This window comes from Bacillus rhizoplanae, from assembly GCF_917563915.1.
Lineage (GTDB): Bacteria > Bacillota > Bacilli > Bacillales > Bacillaceae_G > Bacillus_A > Bacillus_A rhizoplanae.
In genome coordinates this window covers 1-20,456 of record NZ_CAKJTI010000018.1, presented here as the reverse complement: position 1 = coordinate 20,456, position 20,456 = coordinate 1, and the positions used below count along the sequence as shown (strand labels likewise).

At 37.5% G+C, this 20,456-nt stretch carries 18 protein-coding genes and 1 tRNA gene; 17 read left to right on the top strand and 2 right to left on the bottom strand.

Translation table 11 applies throughout. From position 1 onward, the window contains the following. The first annotated feature begins 95 nt into the window (after nt 1-95). The 9 genes from hppD (at nt 96) to uvsE (ending at nt 12,738) form a co-directional block, all read left to right on the top strand. Nucleotides 96-1,214: a 4-hydroxyphenylpyruvate dioxygenase gene (gene hppD / locus LRP84_RS15335; RefSeq protein ID WP_230575879.1), complete on the top strand. Its 1,119-nt coding sequence runs from the start codon at nt 96-98 to the stop codon at nt 1,212-1,214. 181 nt (nt 1,215-1,395) lie between these two features. After that, nucleotides 1,396-2,352: a fumarylacetoacetate hydrolase family protein gene (locus LRP84_RS15330; protein WP_230575878.1), complete on the top strand. Its 957-nt coding sequence runs from the start codon at nt 1,396-1,398 to the stop codon at nt 2,350-2,352. After that, nucleotides 2,312-3,487: a homogentisate 1,2-dioxygenase gene (locus tag LRP84_RS15325; RefSeq protein ID WP_230575877.1), complete on the top strand. Its 1,176-nt coding sequence runs from the start codon at nt 2,312-2,314 to the stop codon at nt 3,485-3,487. The genes LRP84_RS15330 and LRP84_RS15325 overlap by 41 nt, the downstream gene beginning before the upstream one ends. 363 nt (nt 3,488-3,850) lie before the next feature. Continuing rightward, the gene (bcaP, locus tag LRP84_RS15320; protein ID WP_230575876.1) at nt 3,851-5,266 is read left to right on the top strand and encodes a branched-chain amino acid transporter BcaP; all 1,416 of its coding nucleotides are present in this window, start codon (nt 3,851-3,853) and stop codon (nt 5,264-5,266) included. A 104-nt stretch (nt 5,267-5,370) separates the two neighbouring features. Next, on the top strand, nt 5,371-6,645 hold the full coding sequence (locus LRP84_RS15315; RefSeq protein WP_230575875.1) for an MDR family MFS transporter: 1,275 nt from the start codon (nt 5,371-5,373) through the stop codon (nt 6,643-6,645). Between the two features lie 304 nt (nt 6,646-6,949). Next, a complete protein-coding gene (locus tag LRP84_RS15310) occupies nt 6,950-8,038 on the top strand; it encodes a D-alanine--D-alanine ligase (RefSeq protein WP_230575921.1) in 1,089 nt (362 codons plus the stop codon). Between the two features lie 61 nt (nt 8,039-8,099). Beyond that, nucleotides 8,100-9,476, top strand: coding sequence for a UDP-N-acetylmuramoyl-tripeptide--D-alanyl-D-alanine ligase (locus LRP84_RS15305; protein ID WP_230575874.1), 1,377 nt, complete (start codon nt 8,100-8,102; stop codon nt 9,474-9,476). Nucleotides 9,477-10,119: 643 nt separating this feature from the next. Beyond that, nucleotides 10,120-11,670, top strand: coding sequence for a degradosome RNA helicase CshA (gene cshA / locus LRP84_RS15300; protein ID WP_230575873.1), 1,551 nt, complete (start codon nt 10,120-10,122; stop codon nt 11,668-11,670). 105 nt (nt 11,671-11,775) lie between these two features. Continuing rightward, nucleotides 11,776-12,738 carry a UV DNA damage repair endonuclease UvsE gene (uvsE, locus tag LRP84_RS15295; RefSeq protein ID WP_230575872.1) on the top strand — a complete coding sequence of 321 codons (963 nt, stop codon included), beginning with the start codon at nt 11,776-11,778 and terminating at the stop codon, nt 12,736-12,738. Between the two features lie 12 nt (nt 12,739-12,750). On the opposite strand, the gene LRP84_RS15290 is transcribed toward uvsE, so the two are convergent. After that, entirely contained in the window at nt 12,751-13,308 is a 558-nt protein-coding gene (locus LRP84_RS15290) for a rhomboid family protein (RefSeq protein WP_230575871.1), read from the bottom strand. 88 nt (nt 13,309-13,396) lie between these two features. On the opposite strand from LRP84_RS15290, the gene acpS reads away from it, so the two are divergent. The 6 genes from acpS (at nt 13,397) to LRP84_RS15260 (ending at nt 19,440) form a co-directional block, all read left to right on the top strand. After that, nucleotides 13,397-13,756 (top strand): holo-ACP synthase, encoded by a 360-nt coding sequence (acpS, locus tag LRP84_RS15285; RefSeq protein ID WP_230575870.1) that lies wholly within the window; start codon nt 13,397-13,399, stop codon nt 13,754-13,756. Between the two features lie 93 nt (nt 13,757-13,849). Next, nucleotides 13,850-14,860, top strand: a complete 1,011-nt coding sequence (locus tag LRP84_RS15280; protein WP_496559684.1) for a LolA family protein — start codon at nt 13,850-13,852, stop codon at nt 14,858-14,860. Nucleotides 14,861-15,148: 288 nt separating this feature from the next. Continuing rightward, nucleotides 15,149-16,318, top strand: coding sequence for an alanine racemase (gene alr / locus LRP84_RS15275; RefSeq protein ID WP_230575869.1), 1,170 nt, complete (start codon nt 15,149-15,151; stop codon nt 16,316-16,318). A 245-nt stretch (nt 16,319-16,563) separates the two neighbouring features. After that, entirely contained in the window at nt 16,564-16,851 is a 288-nt protein-coding gene (locus LRP84_RS15270) for an antitoxin EndoAI (RefSeq protein ID WP_000004571.1), read from the top strand. A gap of 4 nt (nt 16,852-16,855) precedes the next feature. Beyond that, nucleotides 16,856-17,206 carry a type II toxin-antitoxin system endoribonuclease NdoA gene (ndoA, locus tag LRP84_RS15265; protein WP_020063273.1) on the top strand — a complete coding sequence of 117 codons (351 nt, stop codon included), beginning with the start codon at nt 16,856-16,858 and terminating at the stop codon, nt 17,204-17,206. Between the two features lie 65 nt (nt 17,207-17,271). Then, nucleotides 17,272-19,440: a Tex family protein gene (locus LRP84_RS15260; RefSeq protein WP_230575868.1), complete on the top strand. Its 2,169-nt coding sequence runs from the start codon at nt 17,272-17,274 to the stop codon at nt 19,438-19,440. A 129-nt stretch (nt 19,441-19,569) separates the two neighbouring features. Here the strand turns inward: LRP84_RS15260 and cmpA are convergent, their stop codons facing one another. Next, complete coding sequence (gene cmpA, locus LRP84_RS15255) at nt 19,570-19,683, bottom strand: cortex morphogenetic protein CmpA (protein WP_098309274.1); 114 nt, start codon at nt 19,681-19,683, stop codon at nt 19,570-19,572. Nucleotides 19,684-19,790: 107 nt separating this feature from the next. Between cmpA and LRP84_RS15250 the strand changes: the two genes are divergently transcribed. After that, nucleotides 19,791-20,255, top strand: a complete 465-nt coding sequence (locus LRP84_RS15250; protein WP_230575867.1) for a SprT family protein — start codon at nt 19,791-19,793, stop codon at nt 20,253-20,255. A 105-nt stretch (nt 20,256-20,360) separates the two neighbouring features. After that, nucleotides 20,361-20,435, top strand: a tRNA-Asn gene (locus tag LRP84_RS15245). The last annotated feature ends 21 nt before the right edge of the window (nt 20,436-20,456 follow it).

Genomic DNA, 20,456 nt, shown 5'->3' with positions numbered 1-20,456 from the left:
TGCGGTGCAATTTATTTTTTACTGATATTTGGAAGCGCTTGCGTCCTTTTAAGGGAAATAATTGGAAAATTATATTACAGGGAGATGAGGAAAGTATGGAACAAAAGTCTATGGACACTTTAGCGGCACAAATGGAGGATTTTTTTCCAGTACGTGATGTTGATCATTTAGAATTTTATGTTGGTAATGCAAAACAAACGAGCTATTACCTTGCGAGAGCATTTGGTTTCCGTATAGCTGCATATTCCGGTTTAGAAACAGGAAACCGTGATAAAGTATCGTACGTACTTGTACAAAAAAATATGCGTTTTGTTGTGTCAGGTGCTTTAAACACGAATAGCCGCATTGCTGAGTTCGTGAAACAGCACGGCGATGGTGTAAAAGATGTGGCACTTCTTGTAGAAGATGTAGAGAAAGCATATGCAGAAGCTGTAAAACGCGGTGCAGTTGCAATTGCTCCGCCAGAAGTGCTATCTGATGAACATGGAACAATTAAAAAGGCAGTTATTGGCACATATGGTGACACAATTCACACGCTTGTAGAGCGTAAAAATTATAAAGGTGTGTTTATGCCAGGATATGAACCACTAGAATCTACTACTCCTTTTGGAGAAACAGGACTAATTGCTGTTGATCATGTTGTTGGTAATGTTGAAAAAATGGAAGAATGGGTAAGTTATTATGAAAATGTAATGGGCTTTAAACAAATGATTCATTTTGACGATGATGATATTAGTACGGAATATTCTGCTTTAATGTCGAAAGTAATGACAAACGGAAGTCGTATTAAGTTTCCAATCAATGAACCAGCAGAAGGAAAAAGAAAATCACAAATCCAAGAGTATTTAGAGTTCTATAACGGAGCAGGCGTACAACATCTTGCGTTATTAACAAATGATATTGTAAAAACTGTTTCTGCGCTTCGTGCAAACGGCGTGGAATTTTTAGATACGCCAGATACGTATTATGAAGAATTAACAGCACGTGTTGGTCAAATTGATGAGGAAATTGAAAAATTAAAAGAGTTGAAAATCCTTGTGGATCGTGATGAGGAAGGCTACTTACTACAAATTTTCACAAAGCCAATTGTGGATCGTCCAACTTTATTTATTGAGATTATTCAACGTAAAGGATCAAGAGGATTTGGTGAAGGAAACTTTAAAGCATTATTTGAATCGATTGAAAGAGAACAGGCACGTCGAGGAAATCTGTAAAGTGAAACTTAGCAGTTCTAAATTGATAGTTAGTTGAATCAATCGGACTCGTATTGATAGCTATCTTCTTTGATTTCTCAGTAAATAGATAGGTATCATGCTGTCCGTTGGAGCGGGATAACGGTTAGGAGAGATACTTCTTCCGCCCGCTGCTTTACTTTCAAAGCGAGGAGAGAAAACGATGAAGTTTATTACATTTCGTCTTCCTTCACAAGAAATGAGAGCTGGTTGGCTTGAAGGTGACAAGGTTATTGATATGCATACAGCAAGTGAAGGGGTACTTCCTTCTACAATGATTTCTTTTTTAGAGAAATCAGATGAATATATGGAAATAGCTCGTAAGATTGGCACACCAACGAGCGGTGTTTATGATATTACGGATGTACAGCTTTGTGCACCTTTACCAAATCCAGGGAGCATTCGTGATTTTTATGCATTTGAACAACATGTAAAAACAGCACGTGGTCGCCGTGGTTTAGATGTTGTTCCAGAGTGGTATGATATTCCGGTATTTTATTTTACGAATCATCGTGCTGTTATTGGGCCGGAAGAAGCTATTTTGTGTCCGGGCGCAACAAAGAAACTTGACTATGAGCTAGAGATTGCTTGTGTCATTGGTAAAGAAGGTAAAAATATCTCGCGTGAACAAGCTCATGAATATATTTTTGGTTACTGCATTATGAATGATTGGAGCGCTAGAGATTTACAGGCGCATGAAATGAAGGTTGGGCTTGGACCAGCAAAAGGAAAAGACTTTGCTACCTCACTTGGGCCGTATATTGTGACGAAAGATGAGTTAGACGTATATCGAAGCGATGATCGTTATAATTTAGAAATGACAGCTCATATTAATGGAGAACAATGGTCAAAAGGTAATTTTCAAGATATCTATTATACGTTTGCTGAAATGATTGAACGAGCATCCCAAGATGTTACGTTGTACCCAGGAGATATACTTGGTTCTGGTACAGTTGGAAGTGGCTGTATTTTAGAGCTTGGAACAGAAAAATGGCTTAAAGCTGGTGATGTGGTAGAGTTAAAGATTACTAGCTTAGGAACATTGCGTAATACGGTAAAAGCAGAAAAGAAAGCGGGGGATGAGCATGTATTATCGTCGCATGGGGGAACTTCCTCGTAAACGACATGTACAATTTCGTAAACAAGACGGGTCGCTCTATCGTGAGCAAGTAATGGGGACGAAAGGTTTTTCTGGTACGCAATCTATTTTGTATCATCATTACATGCCAACTGAAGTCGGTCATGCTTCTTTAGCTCAGTCTTGTCATATGCAGTATGAAGAAGACGTGGCGTTAGCGCATCGTCATTTTCGTACGAAAGAATATAGAAAAACAGGAGATGCCGTGAACGGAAGGAATTTTCTGTTAGGAAATGAAGATCTACTAATCGGGGTTGTAAATCCGACGGAGAAAATGGACTATTTTTATCGCAATGGCGATGGAGATGAAATGCTATTTGTTCATTATGGATCTGGGAAAATTGAGACAATGTTCGGTACGATTCATTATCAAAAAGGAGATTATATTATCATTCCAATCGGTACGATTTACCGTGTAATCCCTGAAGTTGGAGAATCGAAATTCCTCATTGTTGAAGCAAATAGTCAAATTACCACACCGCGTAATTATCGCAATGAGTATGGACAATTATTAGAACATAGTCCATTTTGTGAACGTGATATTCGCGGTCCAGAGACGTTAGAAACGTATGATGAAAAAGGTACCTTTGTTGTGATGACAAAGTCTAGAGGATATATGCATAAGCATGTTTTACAGCATCATCCGTTAGATGTTGTTGGATGGGATGGTCATTTATATCCATGGGTATTTAATATTGAGGATTTTGAGCCTATTACGGGGCGCATTCATCAGCCACCACCAGTACACCAAACATTTGAAGGGCATAACTTTGTCATTTGTTCATTTGTTCCGCGTCTATATGATTATCATCCAGAAGCAATCCCAGCGCCGTATTATCATAGTAATGTAAATAGTGATGAAGTGCTCTATTATGTGGAAGGGAATTTTATGAGCAGAAAAGGTGTAGAGGAAGGGTCTATCACGCTTCATCCAAGTGGAATCCCACATGGCCCGCACCCTGGAAAAACAGAAGCAAGTCTTGGTAAAAAAGAAACTATTGAACTAGCTGTTATGATTGATACATTCCGTCCGCTACGCGTGATAAAACATGCACATGAGATGGAAGATGGACAATATATGTATAGTTGGCTAGAACAAGGCTCATATACTGTATAAGATGAATGTCTATTATGTATGAAAAACAAAACAAGCACACTCGCTGGATGAGTGTGCTTGTTCTAATAAAGGAATCGACATTATATAAAATACCAAAAATATCTATAAAGTGATATAAAAATATAACTATATAACCTCTTTGCATACAATAGTATGGTAACTTACCGTAATCTTTTGAAGGCTTAAAGAAGGTAGGGGAGGATGAAGAAAACTCCCGCTGATGGAAGTTTCACTTTATTGATGAAAAGGTATATGATTTTTCCGTTAAATTCGACAGAAGTTATTGACGAAAAAAGATGTAATAAGTACAATAAAAATAAATATTAAAATTTTCAGAAAATTATAAATGTTGAGGTGCAGAGTATGAAGCAAATCTTTCAAAAAAAGCCGCTGACACAACTGTTAAAAGAAGGAAGTGAGAAAAAATTAGATCGAACATTAGGGGCATTAGACTTAACCTTGTTAGGAGTAGGAGCAATTGTCGGAACAGGGATCTTCGTGCTGACAGGGGTAGTTGCTGCGAAACATTCTGGGCCTGCCGTTATTTTATCATTTGCATTAGCTGCACTAGCTTGTGCCTTTGCTGCCTTTTGTTATGCTGAATTTGCTTCCAGTGTACCGGTATCTGGTAGTGTGTATACGTATACATATGCAACGATGGGAGAGGTATTTGCCTTCTTAATTGGATGGGATTTAATGCTTGAATACTTATTAGCGACATCAGCTGTTGCTAATGGATGGTCAGCTTATTTTCAGTCTTTATTAAATGGATTTGGAATTCATATTCCAACGATTTTAGCTTCTGCTCCAGGGGCAGGAAAAGGTGGAATAATTGATTTACCAGCTGTTCTTATTATTTTAATTATGACTATTCTTTTATCACGAGGTGTTCGTGAAAGTGCCCGCGTAAATAACATTATGGTATTCATTAAATTAGCCGTTGTACTATTATTCATCTTCGCTGGATTTAAATACGTAAAACCAGAAAACTGGACACCGTTTATGCCGTTTGGTTTTAATGGTGTAATGGTAGGTGCAGCGACAGTATTCTTTGCTTTTATTGGTTTTGATGCTGTTTCAACGGCAGCGGAGGAAGTAAAACGTCCGCAGCGTGATTTACCGATTGGTATTATTGCATCACTATTAATTTGTACAGTCCTATATATTGCGGTTTCACTTGTTTTGACAGGTATTGTACCGTTTGGTCAATTGGATAGATCAGATCCAGTAGCATTTGCGCTTCAATTTATTGGACAAGATGGTTTGGCGGGTGTTATTTCGGTAGGTGCTATTACAGGGATTACAACCGTTATGTTAGTTATGATGTATGGTCAAGTACGTGTATCGTATGCAATGAGCCGTGATGGTCTATTACCGAAACGTTTTTCGAAAGTACATCCGAAGTTTAAAACGCCATTTTTAAATACGTGGATAACGGGTATTGTAGCAGCTCTTATTTCAGGGCTTGTTGATTTAAGTGTATTGGCTCATCTTGTGAATATCGGAACTCTATCTGCATTCGTACTTGTTGCAATAGCAGTTATTGTAATGCGAAAAACACATCCGGATTTACCGCGTGCATTTAAAGCGCCACTTGTACCGTTTTTACCAGCGTTAGCAGTGATTTTTTGTCTATACTTAATGCTTCAATTACCAGCGATTACATGGAAGAGCTTTGGTATTTGGTTGGCGATTGGAGTTATAGTCTATTTCGTATATAGCAGAAAGCATAGTGCATTAAATAAAGAAAAAGATGATAAAAAAACTGTGAATTTATAAAGAGAAAGCCGTTCTTATAAAAAGAACGGCTTATTTATTTTGAAAATTTACATTTTTCTAAAATTGATATAAGATGAAAGGTGGTCGATAAAAGGGGTGGGAATATGAAGAAGACATGGCAAGAGTTAAAGGGGATGGATCGTAATGTTTGGATCCGATTTATTGGAGAAACATTAAATGGAATTGCAATGATGATGTTAATGCCATTTTTTGCATTATATTTAAAAGATAAAGTGGATTCACTACTACAGGTAGGAATTATTATGGCGTTGTCCCCTATTGCAGCAAGTTTTGGTTCTCTTATAGGTGGACGGATTGCAGATATTTATGGCAGAAAGCCAATTATGATATTTTCAATGGTTAGCAATGCGATCTTAATGCTTGGTTTCTTATTTATAGATGGTTTTATATCGTATGCTATTTTATCTATTTGTTTAGGTCTTAGTAATTCGCTGTTTCACCCGGCAGCTTCCGCGATGGTAGCGGATGTAACAGAACCTGAAAAGCGAACAGAAGCATATGGTTTGCTGCGGATGGGACATAATATTGGAGCGGCAATTGGGCCGATTCTAGGTGCTTCGGTTGCACTTCTTTCTAAAACTGTTATTTTTATTATCGCATCGTCCTCTATGCTATTCTATGCGCTGCTAGTTTTACTACTTATTAAAGAAACAATGCCAAGGGGTGTAGTAAAACAAGTGAGTGAGGGAGAGGGAACGGGACAATCTGTATGGAAAGTTGTGTTTCAAGATAAAATTTTACTAATCTATTTATTAGCCGGAATTGTTATTTCGATGGGATTTTCGCAAACAGAAGGTATGCTTCCGCTTCATTTTGATAATGAAATGAAGGGGATATTTGGAATGAATAATCCATTTCCTTATTTAATGGCAGTAAATGGGCTTTTGGTGGTTTTGTTTCAATTTCAAATTTCGAAATGGGCGACAGATAAACCGGTTGGGAAAACGATGTTGTATGGTGCTTGGTTATTTGGAATTGGCCTTCTTGCAATCGGTTGGCTTCCGAGGTGGTTTGGAGAAGCTGGGACAAATGCTACTGTAGTGCTTGTTACATTATTAATCGTATATGCAATTTATACATTAGGAGAGATGGTTATGTCTCCTGTGCAAATGACATTTGTAGCAAATTTAGCACCAGAACATTTACGAGGTACGTATATGGGAGCAGCTAGCTTACAATGGATTACAGGTAATGCGTTTGGACCTTTACTGGGTGGTATTTTACTTGATCGTTTGTTGGGTCACATTTTATTTACGATTTTAGGGATTGGATGTATGATAGCGGGCTTTGTTTACGTATCATTAGACCGACTTGTAGAGCAAAGAAAAAAAGGTGACATGGTCAAACAAACGTCATAAGGTTTTCTGCATACACAAATAGGTTCTTTTTTTCATATTATTAGGTATATAACTAGAAAAAGTATTATGTTAGTTTAGCTCGCTATTCGTGGGCAGTAAGACTCCCCACCTCAAGATTCAGAGAGAAGCGAAGAAGATAGGTAGGGGATAACTGCTGGTATGCGCCCGATTGGTCCAACTAACCAACAGTAGGGGGAGAAAATCCCACACTGTTGGAAGTTTTACTTTATTTCAAATAGGAACTACCTATTTTCGTAAAAAGTGCTACAATAGAAAAATGAAAACAAACGATTAGGGTGATTTCATTATGAAAATTAAATTAGGTTTATTATATGGTGGAAAATCGGCGGAGCATCAAGTTTCTTTACAAACGGCTCTTGCTGTTAGTAAAGCGTTAGATCAAGAAAAATTTGAGGTTCATCCAATTTATATTACTGAACAAGGACAATGGGTGCGCGGTGAGCGTATTGAAGGTGAAGTGAAAAGCGTTCAAGCGTTGCAATTAAATGGAGAAGAAAATGCAATTTCTCCTGTATCATTAAGTTCAGAGATTATCCCAATGGCAGCTTCTGATAAAGAGAATGCAATTGATGTAATCTTCCCATTATTACATGGACCGAATGGTGAAGATGGAACAGTACAAGGCTTGTTAGAACTTATGAATATTCCATATGTAGGGAACGGTGTGTTAGCATCGGCTGCAGGTATGGATAAAGTCATTATGAAAAATATTTTCGCAGAAGCGGGATTGCCACAAGCTAAATATGTTTCGTTTATTCGCAGTGTATGGGAGAAAGATCGCACAGCAGCGTATGAAAAAGTTGAAGAAACATTAGGCTATCCATGTTTTGTGAAACCAGCAAACCTTGGCTCAAGCGTTGGAATTAATAAATGTAAAAATCGTGATGAGCTAGAGAATGCATTTGAAGAAGCGTTCCAATTCGATCGTAAAATTATCGTAGAAGAGAATATTATTGGTCGTGAAGTGGAAATTGGTGTATTAGGAAACGATGAACCGAAATGTTCTGTTGTAGGCGAAATTGTGGCGAAAAAAGAATTCTATGACTATAAATCAAAATACATTGATGGCGATACAGCAATGATTATTCCTGTTGAAATTACAGAAGCGGAATATGAGAAGATTAAGGAGTATGCAATTCGTGCATTTCAATCTTTAGATGGTGCGGGATTAACACGAGCAGATTTCTTCTTAACGAAAGATGGCGACGTATTTATTAATGAAGTAAATACAATGCCAGGATTCACGCCGTTTAGTATGTTCCCTCTTTTATGGGAAAATACGGGAGTGCCGTATCCAGAGCTTATTCAAGAGCTAGTACGTTTAGCGATTGAGCGTCACGAAGAAAAACAAAAAATTAAATATACAATCTAACAAGAAAGGAGAAGCACTATTCAAATGAATAGTGTTTCTTCCGTGTAAGGAGTGTTTTTGTATGATACAAAGAACAGTGAAGCAAATTGAGCAAATGGTATGTGGAACTGGCTTAGCAGGGCAGTGGGATGATGTAGCTATAAAAGGTGTTTCCATTGATACAAGAAAAATTGAACAAGGAAACTTATATATTCCAATTCAAGGAGAACGTTTTGATGGTCATGCTTTTGTGGAGAAAGCAATAGAAAGCGGTGCAGTTGCAACACTTTGGAAGAAAGGTGTAGCGAACCCGCCAACAAATTTACCAGTTATTTTTGTAGAAGATACATTACAAGCGCTGCAAACATTAGCGAAGAGCTATCGCGACCAGCTAAACGTGAAAGTAGTTGGTGTAACAGGAAGTAACGGAAAAACGTCAACGAAAGATATTGTGACAAGCTTACTTGGAGCGAAATTTAAAGTGCAAAAAACAGAAGGGAATTTCAATAACCATATTGGACTGCCTTTGACGATTTTAAATTTAGAAGAAGATACAGAAATGGCTGTATTAGAGATGGGTATGTCAAGCCGCGGGGAAATTGAATTTTTGTCCAAGCTTGCTCGCCCTGATGCAGCAATTATTACAAATATTGGGGAAGCACATTTAATGGATTTGGGCTCTCGTGATGGAATTGCAGAAGCGAAGCTAGAAATTGTCGCAGGTTTACAAGATAATGGCGTATTTGTTTATAACGGAGATGAACCATTGTTAACTACACGCGTACCAGGGATGAACTTATCTGCAAAGACAATTACGTTTGGTGATGCAAGAGCGAACGATTATTATCCGGTATCTGTAAAATTAGAGGCAACAGGTACACAATTTACGATGAATCAAGCGCAGAATGTAGTATTTTATTTACCCGTTCTTGGAAAGCATAATGTATATAATGCGTTAGCATCAATGGCGGTTGCTGAATTTTTCGGCGTAACATGGGAAGAAATGAAACAAGGTTTAGTGAATTTGAAAATGACAGGCATGCGTATGGAAGTTTTGAAAACAGATGCAGGGTTAACAATTATTAATGATGCATATAACGCAAGTCCGACAGCGATGGAAGCAGCATTTCATTTAATGAATGAATTAAATGGGTTTTCTAAAAAAATTCTCGTGCTTGGCGATATGTTAGAGCTCGGTGACCAAGAAGTACAATTTCATTATGAAGTTGGAAAATTAATTGACCCAGCTCGTATTGCATATGTATTTACGTACGGTACGCTCGGGGCACAAATGGCAGAAGGTGCAAGAATTAATTTTTCTAGTGAACGCGTAAAAGCTTATGACAATAAAGAAGAACTTGTTAAAGATTTAAAAGAAGTCGTTGATGTGAAAGACGTTGTATTAGTAAAAGCATCTCGTGGAATGAAATTAGAAGAAGTTATTTCGATGATAAAGTGAAGCTTCCATTAGTAGGTTGTTTACTACCCATTAATACGGGATAAAATAAAGAAGCGCTTACAACATGGAAATGGAAAGTTGGAACAAGGATAGAAAAATTCCATATGTAAAATAAGAGAAGAGTTGGGTTTGCTTTTTACACATACAAAACTTATAATTGATAGGGTGTAATAACGTTGTAGAGTATTTTTGTGATAAATGTAGGCCCGTTTATATACGTGAACATAAGGGAAAGGGCATTTTCCGCAAACACGGAAAATGTCTTTTTTGAATGGATAGTTAGGAAAAATGCTCCCGCCACTTGAAAGCTACAATTGTTTGAAGTGAGGGTTTCTAGCGTGCCAGGCATTTTTGCTCGGCGCTTGGCGTTAGTGGAGTTGGGATTCCCCTCTATCCCGTCGATAAATTTTTTTGGGACTACTTTTGTCTAGCTTTACGTTTGAATGTCTTGTGTGGCGCATATTTTTGTTGCGACTTTCTACATTCAGTTTTCAAAAGCTAGTTTTATTATAATTGTCAGGCAATCTTGTGCTGATGACACATTTTGTCTGAAGAAGACTTAGCCCAACCTTACTTGTATATCCTGTGAATATTAGAAGAAGGAATAATCTGGGCTATTTTAGATAGAAAAGGAGAAGTAACATTGACAACATTTCGAGAATTAGGATTAAGCAGTTCTTTGTTAAAGTCTGTTGAAAGCATGGGATTTGAAGAGGCAACACCAATTCAGGCAGAAACAATTCCAGTAGCCTTACAAGGTGACGACATTATTGGTCAAGCTCAAACGGGTACAGGAAAAACAGCTGCATTTGGATTACCGCTATTAGAAAAAGTAAATACAAATCAAGATACAGTTCAAGGTATTGTTATCGCACCAACTCGTGAGTTAGCGATTCAAGTAGGTGAAGAGCTATACAAAATTGGTCAGCATAAGCGCGTTCGCATTTTACCAATCTATGGCGGCCAAGATATTAACCGTCAAATTCGTGCGTTGAAAAAAGGTCCACACATTATCGTGGGTACGCCAGGACGTATTTTAGATCATATTAAACGTAAAACACTTCGTCTGCAAAACGTAGAGACAGTTGTTCTTGACGAAGCAGATGAAATGTTAAACATGGGCTTCATTGAAGATATTGAAGCAATTTTAACGGATGTGCCTGAAACACACCAAACATTATTATTCTCAGCAACAATGCCAGACCCAATCCGTCGCATTGCTGAACGCTTCATGAGCGAGCCTAAACATATTAAGGTTAAAGCTAAAGAAGTAACAATGCCAAACATTCAGCAGTTCTATGTAGAAGTGCAAGAGAAAAAGAAATTTGACGTGTTAACACGCTTATTAGATATTCAATCTCCAGAGCTTGCAATCGTATTCGGTCGCACAAAGCGTCGTGTTGATGAATTATCAGAAGCGTTAAATTTACGTGGTTATGCAGCAGAAGGAATTCATGGTGATTTAACACAAGCGAAGCGTCTTTCTGTATTACGTAAATTTAAAGAAGGTTCAATCGAAGTTCTTGTTGCGACAGACGTAGCGGCGCGTGGTCTTGATATTTCAGGTGTAACACACGTATATAACTTTGATATTCCACAAGACCCAGAATCATACGTACACCGTATTGGTCGTACTGGCCGTGCGGGTAAAACAGGTCTTGCTATGCTGTTTGTAACACCACGTGAAGCAGGTCAATTAAAGAATATTGAGCGTACAACAAAGCGTAAAATGGATCGTCTGACTCCACCAACTTTAGATGAAGCTTTAGAAGGACAACAACGTTTGATTGCTGAAAAACTTCAAAGCACGATTGAAAGTGAAAACTTATCATACTACAAACGTATTGCAGAAGAACTGTTAGAGGAGCATGATTCTGTAGCGGTTGTAGCAGCTGCTTTAAAAATGATGACAAAAGAGCCGGATGCAACGCCAGTTTCTTTAACATCAGAACCACCTGTAGTTTCAAAAGATCGTTCTAGAAAGAGAAATGGTAACGGAAATGGAAGAGGTGGTTACCGCGATGGTAACCGTAATCGTGAAGGCGGCCGTAATCGCGATGGCAACCGCAATCGTGGAGGTCGTAAAGGAGAAGGTCAAGGACGTGAAGGACGTGAAGGTCGTGAAGGTCGTTCTGGAGCTCCTAGAGGACGTAGCGGCGAAAGAAAGCACTCAAGCCGTAAGCCACAAGCTTAATTAAATTCATAGAAGAGAGACAGTCTTTTTCATAAAGGCTGTCTTTTTTTGTTTCTTTAGTTGGGTATACTACATAGAAACTTGTATCGGAAAAGAGGAAATGGAATGCTTGTAAAGCTTGGGTATGTTGCAATGAGTGTCCATTTGAAAAATGCTTCTCCTTCTCAAACAATGACGTATGCGCAGTTTCAGCGAATACAAGATCGAGAAGCGGCAATCAAAAAATTGGAGAGGATTTCTAATTCTAATTTAGAGAATTGTCTACGGTTGTTAAAACATAATTATGGACATGATGTTTCATTTTTTCGCTTAAGTTCGAAAATCATTCCTTTGGCAAACCATGAGGCGTTGTTAGAGTGGGATTATATAAAGCCGTTAAGAGAAAACTTAAAACAACTTGGAGAATATGCAAAGCGTCAAGGAATGCGAATTGATTTTCATCCCGACCATTTTGTCGTTTTAAATTCATTACATCCTCCAATTTTAAAGCAGTCCGTGAAAACGTTGCAGATGCATGGGAAGTTGCTAAAGGGAATGGGGATTGATAGAACGCATCGCTGTGTTTTACATGTTGGCGGTGCGTATGAGGATAAAGAGAAAGCACTAGAACAATTCATTGAAAACTGGTCACTTGTTCCAGTGGGGATTCAAAAGATGATTATGTTAGAAAATGATGATACAACATTTTCTTTAAAAGAGACATTGTACTTAGGAGAAAAACTTGGAATCCCAGTAGTTTTTGATTTGCATCATCATATGGCAAATCACGGCTTTGAAGGGTGGGAAACTCATTGGGAACGTGTTGTACAAACGTGGGAGCAATCTCCTTTGCCGATTAAAATGCATATTTCTAGTCCACGACAAGGAAATAATCTAAGGGCCCATGCCGATTTTATTGATTCTGATCAATTTTTTTCTTTTTTGCAATATATAAAAGAGAGTGTTCCAGAAATACATTGTATGATAGAAGCGAAACAAAAAGACGAGGCGCTCTTTCAGTTGATGAGAGATATGAAAGATAAGGGTGGGATAGAGATAGTAGATGGTGCAAGCTTTTTAGTAAAGTAAGCGATGCACCATCTATTTTTTTATGAGTAATGGTCCTAAGCAGGCACCTGTGAGCAATCCAACGAGATGGCTAATTGGGTTTGTTGCTTTGTCGAGAAATGTAAACGCTAGAAGAATGGATAAAATAATAATAAAGAGAAGGGTTTCTTTTTTTCTAGTAGGACGGTATTGCATATAGAATATATACAGCTGCAGGCCTAATAAGCCAAAAATAGCGCCTGAAGCTCCTGTATGAGTATACTGGAGTGGGAGAATAAAGTAAGAGACGATATTTCCGGTGAATCCGGAAATAAGAAACGCAAGTGAAAATCGAATGCTACGCAGTTGTTTTTCTAATGAGAAGCCGAGTGCTAAGCAGCAAATGCTATTGGATAGAAAATGAGAAAATGTTGTGTGGATAAATAATGAAGAAATAGTTCGCCACCATTCCCCTTCAGCGATACACTCATTACAGGCGATTCCGATAGATAGTACATTATTCCCTAATAATAGTAAAACAAATTGTATGAAAAGTAATGTAGTAGTAATCGGAGGGAAAGAAGTAAATGAGTATTTTAATGGAGTATTCATATCCCCACTCCTTTTGCTGTTAACGGATTGTCTGTTATTCTTACAATATGAAAATGAGAAAGAAAATAGAAGGAAGGAACGTAAGGATATGATTGTAGGAATTGGAATCGATATTATTGAAATTGAAAGAATTGAAAAGATGATAGAGGGGCAACCCAAATTTATAGAGCGTATTTTAACAGAAAAAGAGCGCCAAGTAGCACATTCGTTAAAAGGAAAGAGGCGTAGTGAATTTGTTGCAGGACGCTTTGCGGCAAAAGAAGCATATTCGAAAGCGCTTGGTACTGGAATTGGAAAAGAGGTTAGCTTTTTACATATTGAAATCACAAATGATGAAAGAGGAAAACCTGTTTTACTTGCAAATACAAATTATACTATTCATCTTTCGATTAGTCATAGCCGAGAGTTTGCGGTGGCGCAAGTCATTTTAGAAAGCCCGTCAAGCTAGTCTGCATATTTCATCTCTTTGTCTCATATATTTGAGTAGCGTTAAGGAAGAGGTTTTCTTCCACTTACTTATTGAGACAAAGGGGCTGAACGTATGAAAAGGCGGCTATTTTTGTTTATTGTCGGTTTGTTGACCGTTTTTCTGTTAGCGGGCTGCATGGAGAAGAAGAAGGAAGATGTTGTGCAAGATTTGAATGAAAGAGTAAAAGAGATGAAAAGCTATCAAGCAGAAGCAAAATTATTGATTAAAACAGGAAATGAACCGCAAGTATATGACGTTGAGGTTTGGTATAAGAAACCCTCGTATTACCGAGTGAATTTGAAAAATGCAAAGAAAGATCAAAGCCAGATTATTTTACGAAATGATGAAGGTGTATTCGTTCTTACCCCGTCTTTAAATAAAAGTTTTCGTTTTCAAAGTGATTGGCCGCAAAATAGCAGCCAAGCATATTTATATGAATCACTTGTAAGGGATATTTTGAACGATAAGGACCGTTCATTTAAGAAAACAGACAAATATTATGTGTTTGAAACGAAAACGAACTATCATCATCAAAATGTGTTGCCAAAGCAACAAATTACATTTAATAAAAAAGATTTAGCGCCTGTTTCGGTGAAATTGATGGACAATGATCAAAATGTTCTTGTGCAGGTAGATTTTTCCAAGGTAAAGTTTGATACAAAATTTGATAAAGGTGCGTTTGATACGAAACAAAATATGTCTAGAGCGCAAGTCGATATACAAACGACAGCACAAGAAGAGAAGCCGTTTGCTGTGTTATACCCAAGTGATACGCCGCAAGGTATGACTTTAAAAGAAGAGAAAGAATTTAAGACAGACAGTGGTAAACGTAATATTCTTACGTACACTGGCGATAAGAAGAGTTTTACATTAATACAAGAAAAAGCAAAGGTAGCACCAACTATTGCACTACAAAATATGAGTGGGGAACCTGTTGATTTAGGTTTTGCAATTGGTGCATTAACAAAAGATTCTGTTGCGTGGTCACATAATGGAGTCGAATATATGCTTGTATCAAAAGGGTTGAAACAAGATGAGTTGTTAATGGTAGCGCGCTCTGTGACTCAAAAACAAGTGAAGTAAACGACTAAGACGTGGTGGCTACAGAGTACACCACGTTTTTTATCCCGCTATTTGCGGACAGTAAGACCCCACCTCAAGATTCAGAGAAAGGCGAAGAAGATAGGTGGGGGGATGAAGAAAACCCCCACTGATGGAAGTTTCACTTTATCACGATTTAACAAATAGTATTTTTGATGTGTAGAATCTGTTGATGAAAGCGGCGCTTAATATGATGGAATAAAGGTAAGAAAAAAAGTGAATATAAAAGAATAAGCTTTGCATATCGTATAAAGGAAGTGTTTTTTCTAGATGGAAAAATCGCCATTTTATCGTGATACGTGGGTAGAGGTGAACTTAGATACGATTTATGATAATTTGACTCGTATTAAATCCATCATTCCGAAAAATGTGGAGATTTTTGCTGTTGTGAAAGCAAATGCATATGGTCATGGATCAGTGCAAGTTGCAAATACAGCGTTAGCAGCAGGAGCCACAAGATTAGCTGTTGCATTCTTGGATGAAGCTCTTGTCTTAAGAAGAGCTGGAATTACAGTTCCTATTTTAGTATTAGGTTCTTCACGTCCGGAAGACGTTAATGTGGCAGCAGAGAATGAGATTACATTAACTGTGTTTCAAAAAGAATGGATAGAAAAAGCGGAAAAGGTGTGGGATTCTTCAAGGTCATTCCATTTTCATCTTAAATTTGATAGCGGTATGGGGAGAATTGGAATTCGTAGAAAAGATGAATTGAAAAGGTTTCTAAAAAGTTTACAAAATGCGCCTTTTTTAAAATTAGAAGGGGTTTATACTCACTTTGCAACAGCTGATGAAGAGGAGACAGCTTATTTTGATAAGCAGTATAATATGTTTTTGGAACAACTAAGTTGGCTAAAAGAATTTGGATTAACCCCAAAATTTATTCATACAGCTAATAGTGTGGCAACTTTACGTTTTCAAAGTGTTACTTTTAACGCTGTCAGAATAGGGATTGCGATGTATGGATTGACCTCATCTATGCAAATCCGTCCTTTTTTACCGATTAAGCTTGATCCTGCATTATCTTGGCATACAACGGTTGCACATATAAAACAGGTGACAAAAGATGCTGGAATTAGTTATAACGTTATTTATCGAACGAAAACAGAAGAATGGATTGCCACATTGCCTGTTGGATATGCTGACGGTTGGTTACGCAGGTTACAGGGTTTCAGAGTGCTTGTAAATGGTATAAGAGTGCCGACTGTAGGCAGGGTTACAATGGATATGATGATGATTCGTTTACCATATGAAGTGCCAATTGGAACGAAAGTTACTCTAATTGGAAGACAAGATGATAAGTGTATTAGTGCTACTGAGGTTGCCGAGTATTCAGAGACAATTAACTATGAAATTATTGCAACAATCAGTTTTCGTGTTCCACGTGTATATGTAAAAAATGGAAAAATTGTAAAGGTTGTAAATTATTTAAATGACATATAAGATGAGAATTCTATAGTTCAAGTGTACCCTTATAAAAAGGTGAGTATGTCCCTTTTTGACAAGTCGAGAAACTCAATTTGGAAGAAGGACATAGAAAAGTGCAAGGAAGTGAATGTTTTATTTCCAAATTGGAAAACATAAAACAAGAAATCAGGAAGTCTTTGCAACAGGCTTCATACAATGGTATTATTACAATAGGTGTCATATATATGTGTGTGTGTAGTTGACGGTGGAGGTGTATTTTTGTGTCCGAATCAAGTGTAACTACTGAAATCGTTGTTCGGTTGCCAAAACAAGTGGTAACAGAATTAGACGGAATTGGAAAACAAGAGAATAAGAATCGCCATGAACTTATTTGCCAGGCAACACAATTGCTATTGCGCCAACATAAAACAAAGAAGCGCTACCAGCATGAATCAATGCGACGTGGGTACATTGAAATGGGAAAAATTAATCTTGGTATTGCATCTGAAGCTTTCCTAGCGGAGTATGAAGCAGCTCATACAGTAGAACGCTTAGTTAGCGGGGGGTAATCTTTTGATTGTAAAACGCGGCGACGTGTATTTTGCAGACCTTTCCCCAGTTGTTGGTTCTGAGCAAGGAGGCGTTCGTCCGGTTCTGGTCATTCAAAATGACATTGGGAATCGTTTTAGTCCTACTGTGATTGTGGCGGCCATTACTGCACAGATTCAGAAAGCGAAATTGCCCACCCATGTGGAGATTGATGCAAAAAAGTATGGATTTGAGAGAGATTCTGTTATCTTGCTCGAACAGATTCGAACAATCGATAAGCAGCGCTTAACGGACAAAATCACTCAGTTAGACGATCTGATGATGAATCGTGTAGATGAAGCTCTGCAAATTAGTTTAGGACTGATAGATTTTTAGTTCAGCATTGAAGTTGCTCTCTTTTAAGAGCAGCTTTTTTTATTATTAAGGAGGTTTTGTTGCAAATGGAAATGGTAGATGACCGTCAAGAGTTAATGAAAATGTTAGCGAAAGAATTGAATTTTTCAGAGAAGCAAGTACGTCATGTTATTCAGCTAACGGAGGAAGGTAATACAGTTCCATTTATTGCTCGTTATCGAAAAGAATGGACAAACTCATTAGATGAAGTGCAAATTCGTTCGATTTTAGAAAGATGGCAGTATATCACTCAGCTTGAAAATCGTAAAGAAGAAGTGTTGCGTTTAATTCATGAAAAGGGAAAGCTAACAGAAGAGTTGCGTCGTAACATTGTATCTGCAACAAAACTACAAGAAGTGGAAGATTTATATCGTCCATATAAAGAAAAACGAAGAACAAAAGCAACAATTGCAAAAGAGAAAGGGTTAGAACCCTTAGCGGATTGGTTATTAACATTTGCGAAGGACGATGCGTTGGAAAGAGCAAAAGTATTCGTAAATGAAGAGAAGGAAGTTCATTCACCAGAAGAAGCGTTACAAGGTGCAAAAGATATTATCGCAGAATACGTGTCTGACGAAGCATCTTATCGCAGTTGGATTCGAAATACTACTTTTAGAAAAGGAACCATTTCGGCAGTTGTAAAAGATGAAGAGAAAGATGAAAAGAATGTATACGAAATGTATTACAGCTATGAAGAGCCAGTACAAAAAGTTGTACCTCATCGTGTATTAGCCATGAATCGCGGTGAAAAAGAAGAAATTTTAAAAGTAGCAATCGTTCCTCCGGTTGAAGAAATTCTTCAGTTTTTACATAAAAAAGTAATTCATAAATCATACGCGCCAAGTACTTCTTATGTGCAAGAGGCGATTGAAGATGGTTACAAGCGTTTAATTCAACCATCTATTGAAAGAGAAATTCGTAAAGAGTTAACAGAGAGAGCGGAAGAACAAGCGATTCATATTTTTTCAGAAAACTTAAGAAATTTATTATTACAACCGCCGATGAAAGGGAAGACAGTATTAGCTGTAGATCCAGCATATCGCACGGGATGTAAACTTTCCGTTGTAGATGATACAGGAAAAGTACTTCATATCGACGTTATCTATCCGCATCCGCCTGTTAGGAAATATGAAGAAGCGAAAAAGAAATGTATTTCAATTTTAGAAAAGTATGAAGTAGAAGTAGTTGCAATTGGAAATGGTACAGCTTCTCGTGAAACGGAAGAATTTGTAGTAGATGTATTACAAGCAGTTACACGTGATGTATTTTACATTATTGTCAATGAAGCTGGTGCGAGTGTATATTCAGCATCAGACTTAGCAAGGGAAGAGTTTCCTAATTTGCAAGTTGAAGAAAGAAGTGCGGTTTCTATTGGAAGACGTTTGCAAGATCCGCTTGCAGAATTAGTAAAGATTGATCCAAAGTCTGTTGGTGTAGGACAATATCAACACGATGTATCACAAAAACAGTTGAATGAATCATTAACATTTGTAGTTGAAACGGCTGTAAACCAAGTTGGAGTGAACGTAAATACTGCTTCTGTTTCATTATTACAATATGTTTCTGGCCTATCGAAAACAGTTGCGAAAAACATTGTGAAAAAACGTGAAGAGAGCGGGAAATTTACAAAACGTGCTGAGCTGAAAGATATCCCAAGATTAGGTGCGAAGACATATGAACAATGTATCGGCTTTTTACGTGTTGTAGAAGGTGAAAACCCACTTGATCGAACAAGTATTCATCCGGAGCAATATAAGAATGTAGAACTGCTATTGAAAAGCTTAGGGTTATCTATTACAGATGTTGGACAACCTCATTTGCAGAAGCGTTTAGAAGAAGTAGAAATTCCTTCGTTATCAGAACAAACAAATATTGGTGAACCGACATTGCGAGATATTATTGATGCTCTTATTCGTCCAGAACGAGATTTACGTGATGAATTACCGAAGCCGCTTCTTAAAAAAGGTATTTTAAAACTAGAGGATTTAAAACGAGGCATGGAATTGGAAGGTACGGTTCGTAATGTTGTCGATTTTGGTGCTTTTGTTGATATTGGTGTGAAGCAAGATGGATTAGTTCATATTTCAAAAATGAGTAAGCAGTTTGTAAAACATCCATTAGATATCGTTTCTGTCGGACAAATTGTAAAAGTTTGGGTCGATGAGGTTGATATGAAAAAAGGACGCGTCGCTTTATCTATGCTACCAATAGAGTAATGAAGTAAAATGAATCATTGTGGCTTTCTTCAGCCTACACTGAGAGTTAATTTGCTAATAGGAGCTGCTATCTATTAAGTATGGGATACATGAAAAGGGAGTGGAGGGATATTCCGCTCCCTTTATTTACTAAGGATATTGCTTTTTTTTATAAAAAAACCAGCATTCGTTAAGTAATTTGATTTGATATCGGTTTTTTTCATAATAAGCACGTCGCATTTGTTTACGAAGCCATGCTGGCATATGAATCCCTCCTTTTACAGAAGTGAGGATGGGTATATGTACTATTTAATGTATGCAGGGGACAAATAAGACGTGTAGATTTATTTTAATTAGTAGGAGAGATGCGGATGCAGGGAATAGATATTCAGAGATTGGTGGAGAAAATATCAGTAGAATATTTTGCGAGGCCTTTTTTGCATAAAGCGACATTTAATAAACGTTTACGTACGACAGGTGGGCGATATATGTTAGAGACACACAATATAGAATTAAATTATCATTATTATCAAGCTTATGGAGAAAAGGAATTAATTGCAGTAATTAAGCATGAGCTTTGTCATTATCATTTACATCTTATGGGGAAAGGGTATCAACATAGAGACAGAGATTTTCGTGAGTTGTTGAATAAGGTAGATGCGCCGCGTTTTTGCAAAAGAATTCCTGATGAGCGGAAAGAGAAAAAACAATACGTATATGTTTGTTTATCGTGTGGCTTCCAATACATAAGAAGGAGAAGAATAAATACAAATCGCTACGTTTGCGGAAAGTGTAAAGGGCGTTTGAAGCAGGTGAAAAAACACCTTGACAGTTAAAAATCAATCCAGTATATTATAAACATGTCATCTCACTACAAGATATTGTAAGAAGTGCTTGACTTGTAAAATGATTTTTTATAAGATAAAAAATGTCTTTCTTATTCCGCAGTAGCTCAGTGGTAGAGCTATCGGCTGTTAACCGATCGGTCGTAGGTTCGAGTCCTACCTGCGGAGCCATATAATATAGAGAAGTACCCA

Coding starts and splice junctions, on each gene's coding strand:
- hppD (WP_230575879.1), top strand. CDS start 96: ATGGAACAAAAGTCTATGGACACTTTAGCGGCACAAATGGAGGATTTT.
- LRP84_RS15330 (WP_230575878.1), top strand. CDS start 1,396: ATGAAGTTTATTACATTTCGTCTTCCTTCACAAGAAATGAGAGCTGGT.
- LRP84_RS15325 (WP_230575877.1), top strand. CDS start 2,312: ATGAGCATGTATTATCGTCGCATGGGGGAACTTCCTCGTAAACGACAT.
- bcaP (WP_230575876.1), top strand. CDS start 3,851: ATGAAGCAAATCTTTCAAAAAAAGCCGCTGACACAACTGTTAAAAGAA.
- LRP84_RS15315 (WP_230575875.1), top strand. CDS start 5,371: ATGAAGAAGACATGGCAAGAGTTAAAGGGGATGGATCGTAATGTTTGG.
- LRP84_RS15305 (WP_230575874.1), top strand. CDS start 8,100: ATGATACAAAGAACAGTGAAGCAAATTGAGCAAATGGTATGTGGAACT.
- uvsE (WP_230575872.1), top strand. CDS start 11,776: ATGCTTGTAAAGCTTGGGTATGTTGCAATGAGTGTCCATTTGAAAAAT.
- LRP84_RS15290 (WP_230575871.1), bottom strand. CDS start 13,308: ATGAATACTCCATTAAAATACTCATTTACTTCTTTCCCTCCGATTACT.
- acpS (WP_230575870.1), top strand. CDS start 13,397: ATGATTGTAGGAATTGGAATCGATATTATTGAAATTGAAAGAATTGAA.
- LRP84_RS15280 (WP_496559684.1), top strand. CDS start 13,850: ATGAAAAGGCGGCTATTTTTGTTTATTGTCGGTTTGTTGACCGTTTTT.
- alr (WP_230575869.1), top strand. CDS start 15,149: ATGGAAAAATCGCCATTTTATCGTGATACGTGGGTAGAGGTGAACTTA.
- LRP84_RS15260 (WP_230575868.1), top strand. CDS start 17,272: ATGGAAATGGTAGATGACCGTCAAGAGTTAATGAAAATGTTAGCGAAA.
- cmpA (WP_098309274.1), bottom strand. CDS start 19,683: ATGCCAGCATGGCTTCGTAAACAAATGCGACGTGCTTATTATGAAAAA.
- LRP84_RS15250 (WP_230575867.1), top strand. CDS start 19,791: ATGCAGGGAATAGATATTCAGAGATTGGTGGAGAAAATATCAGTAGAA.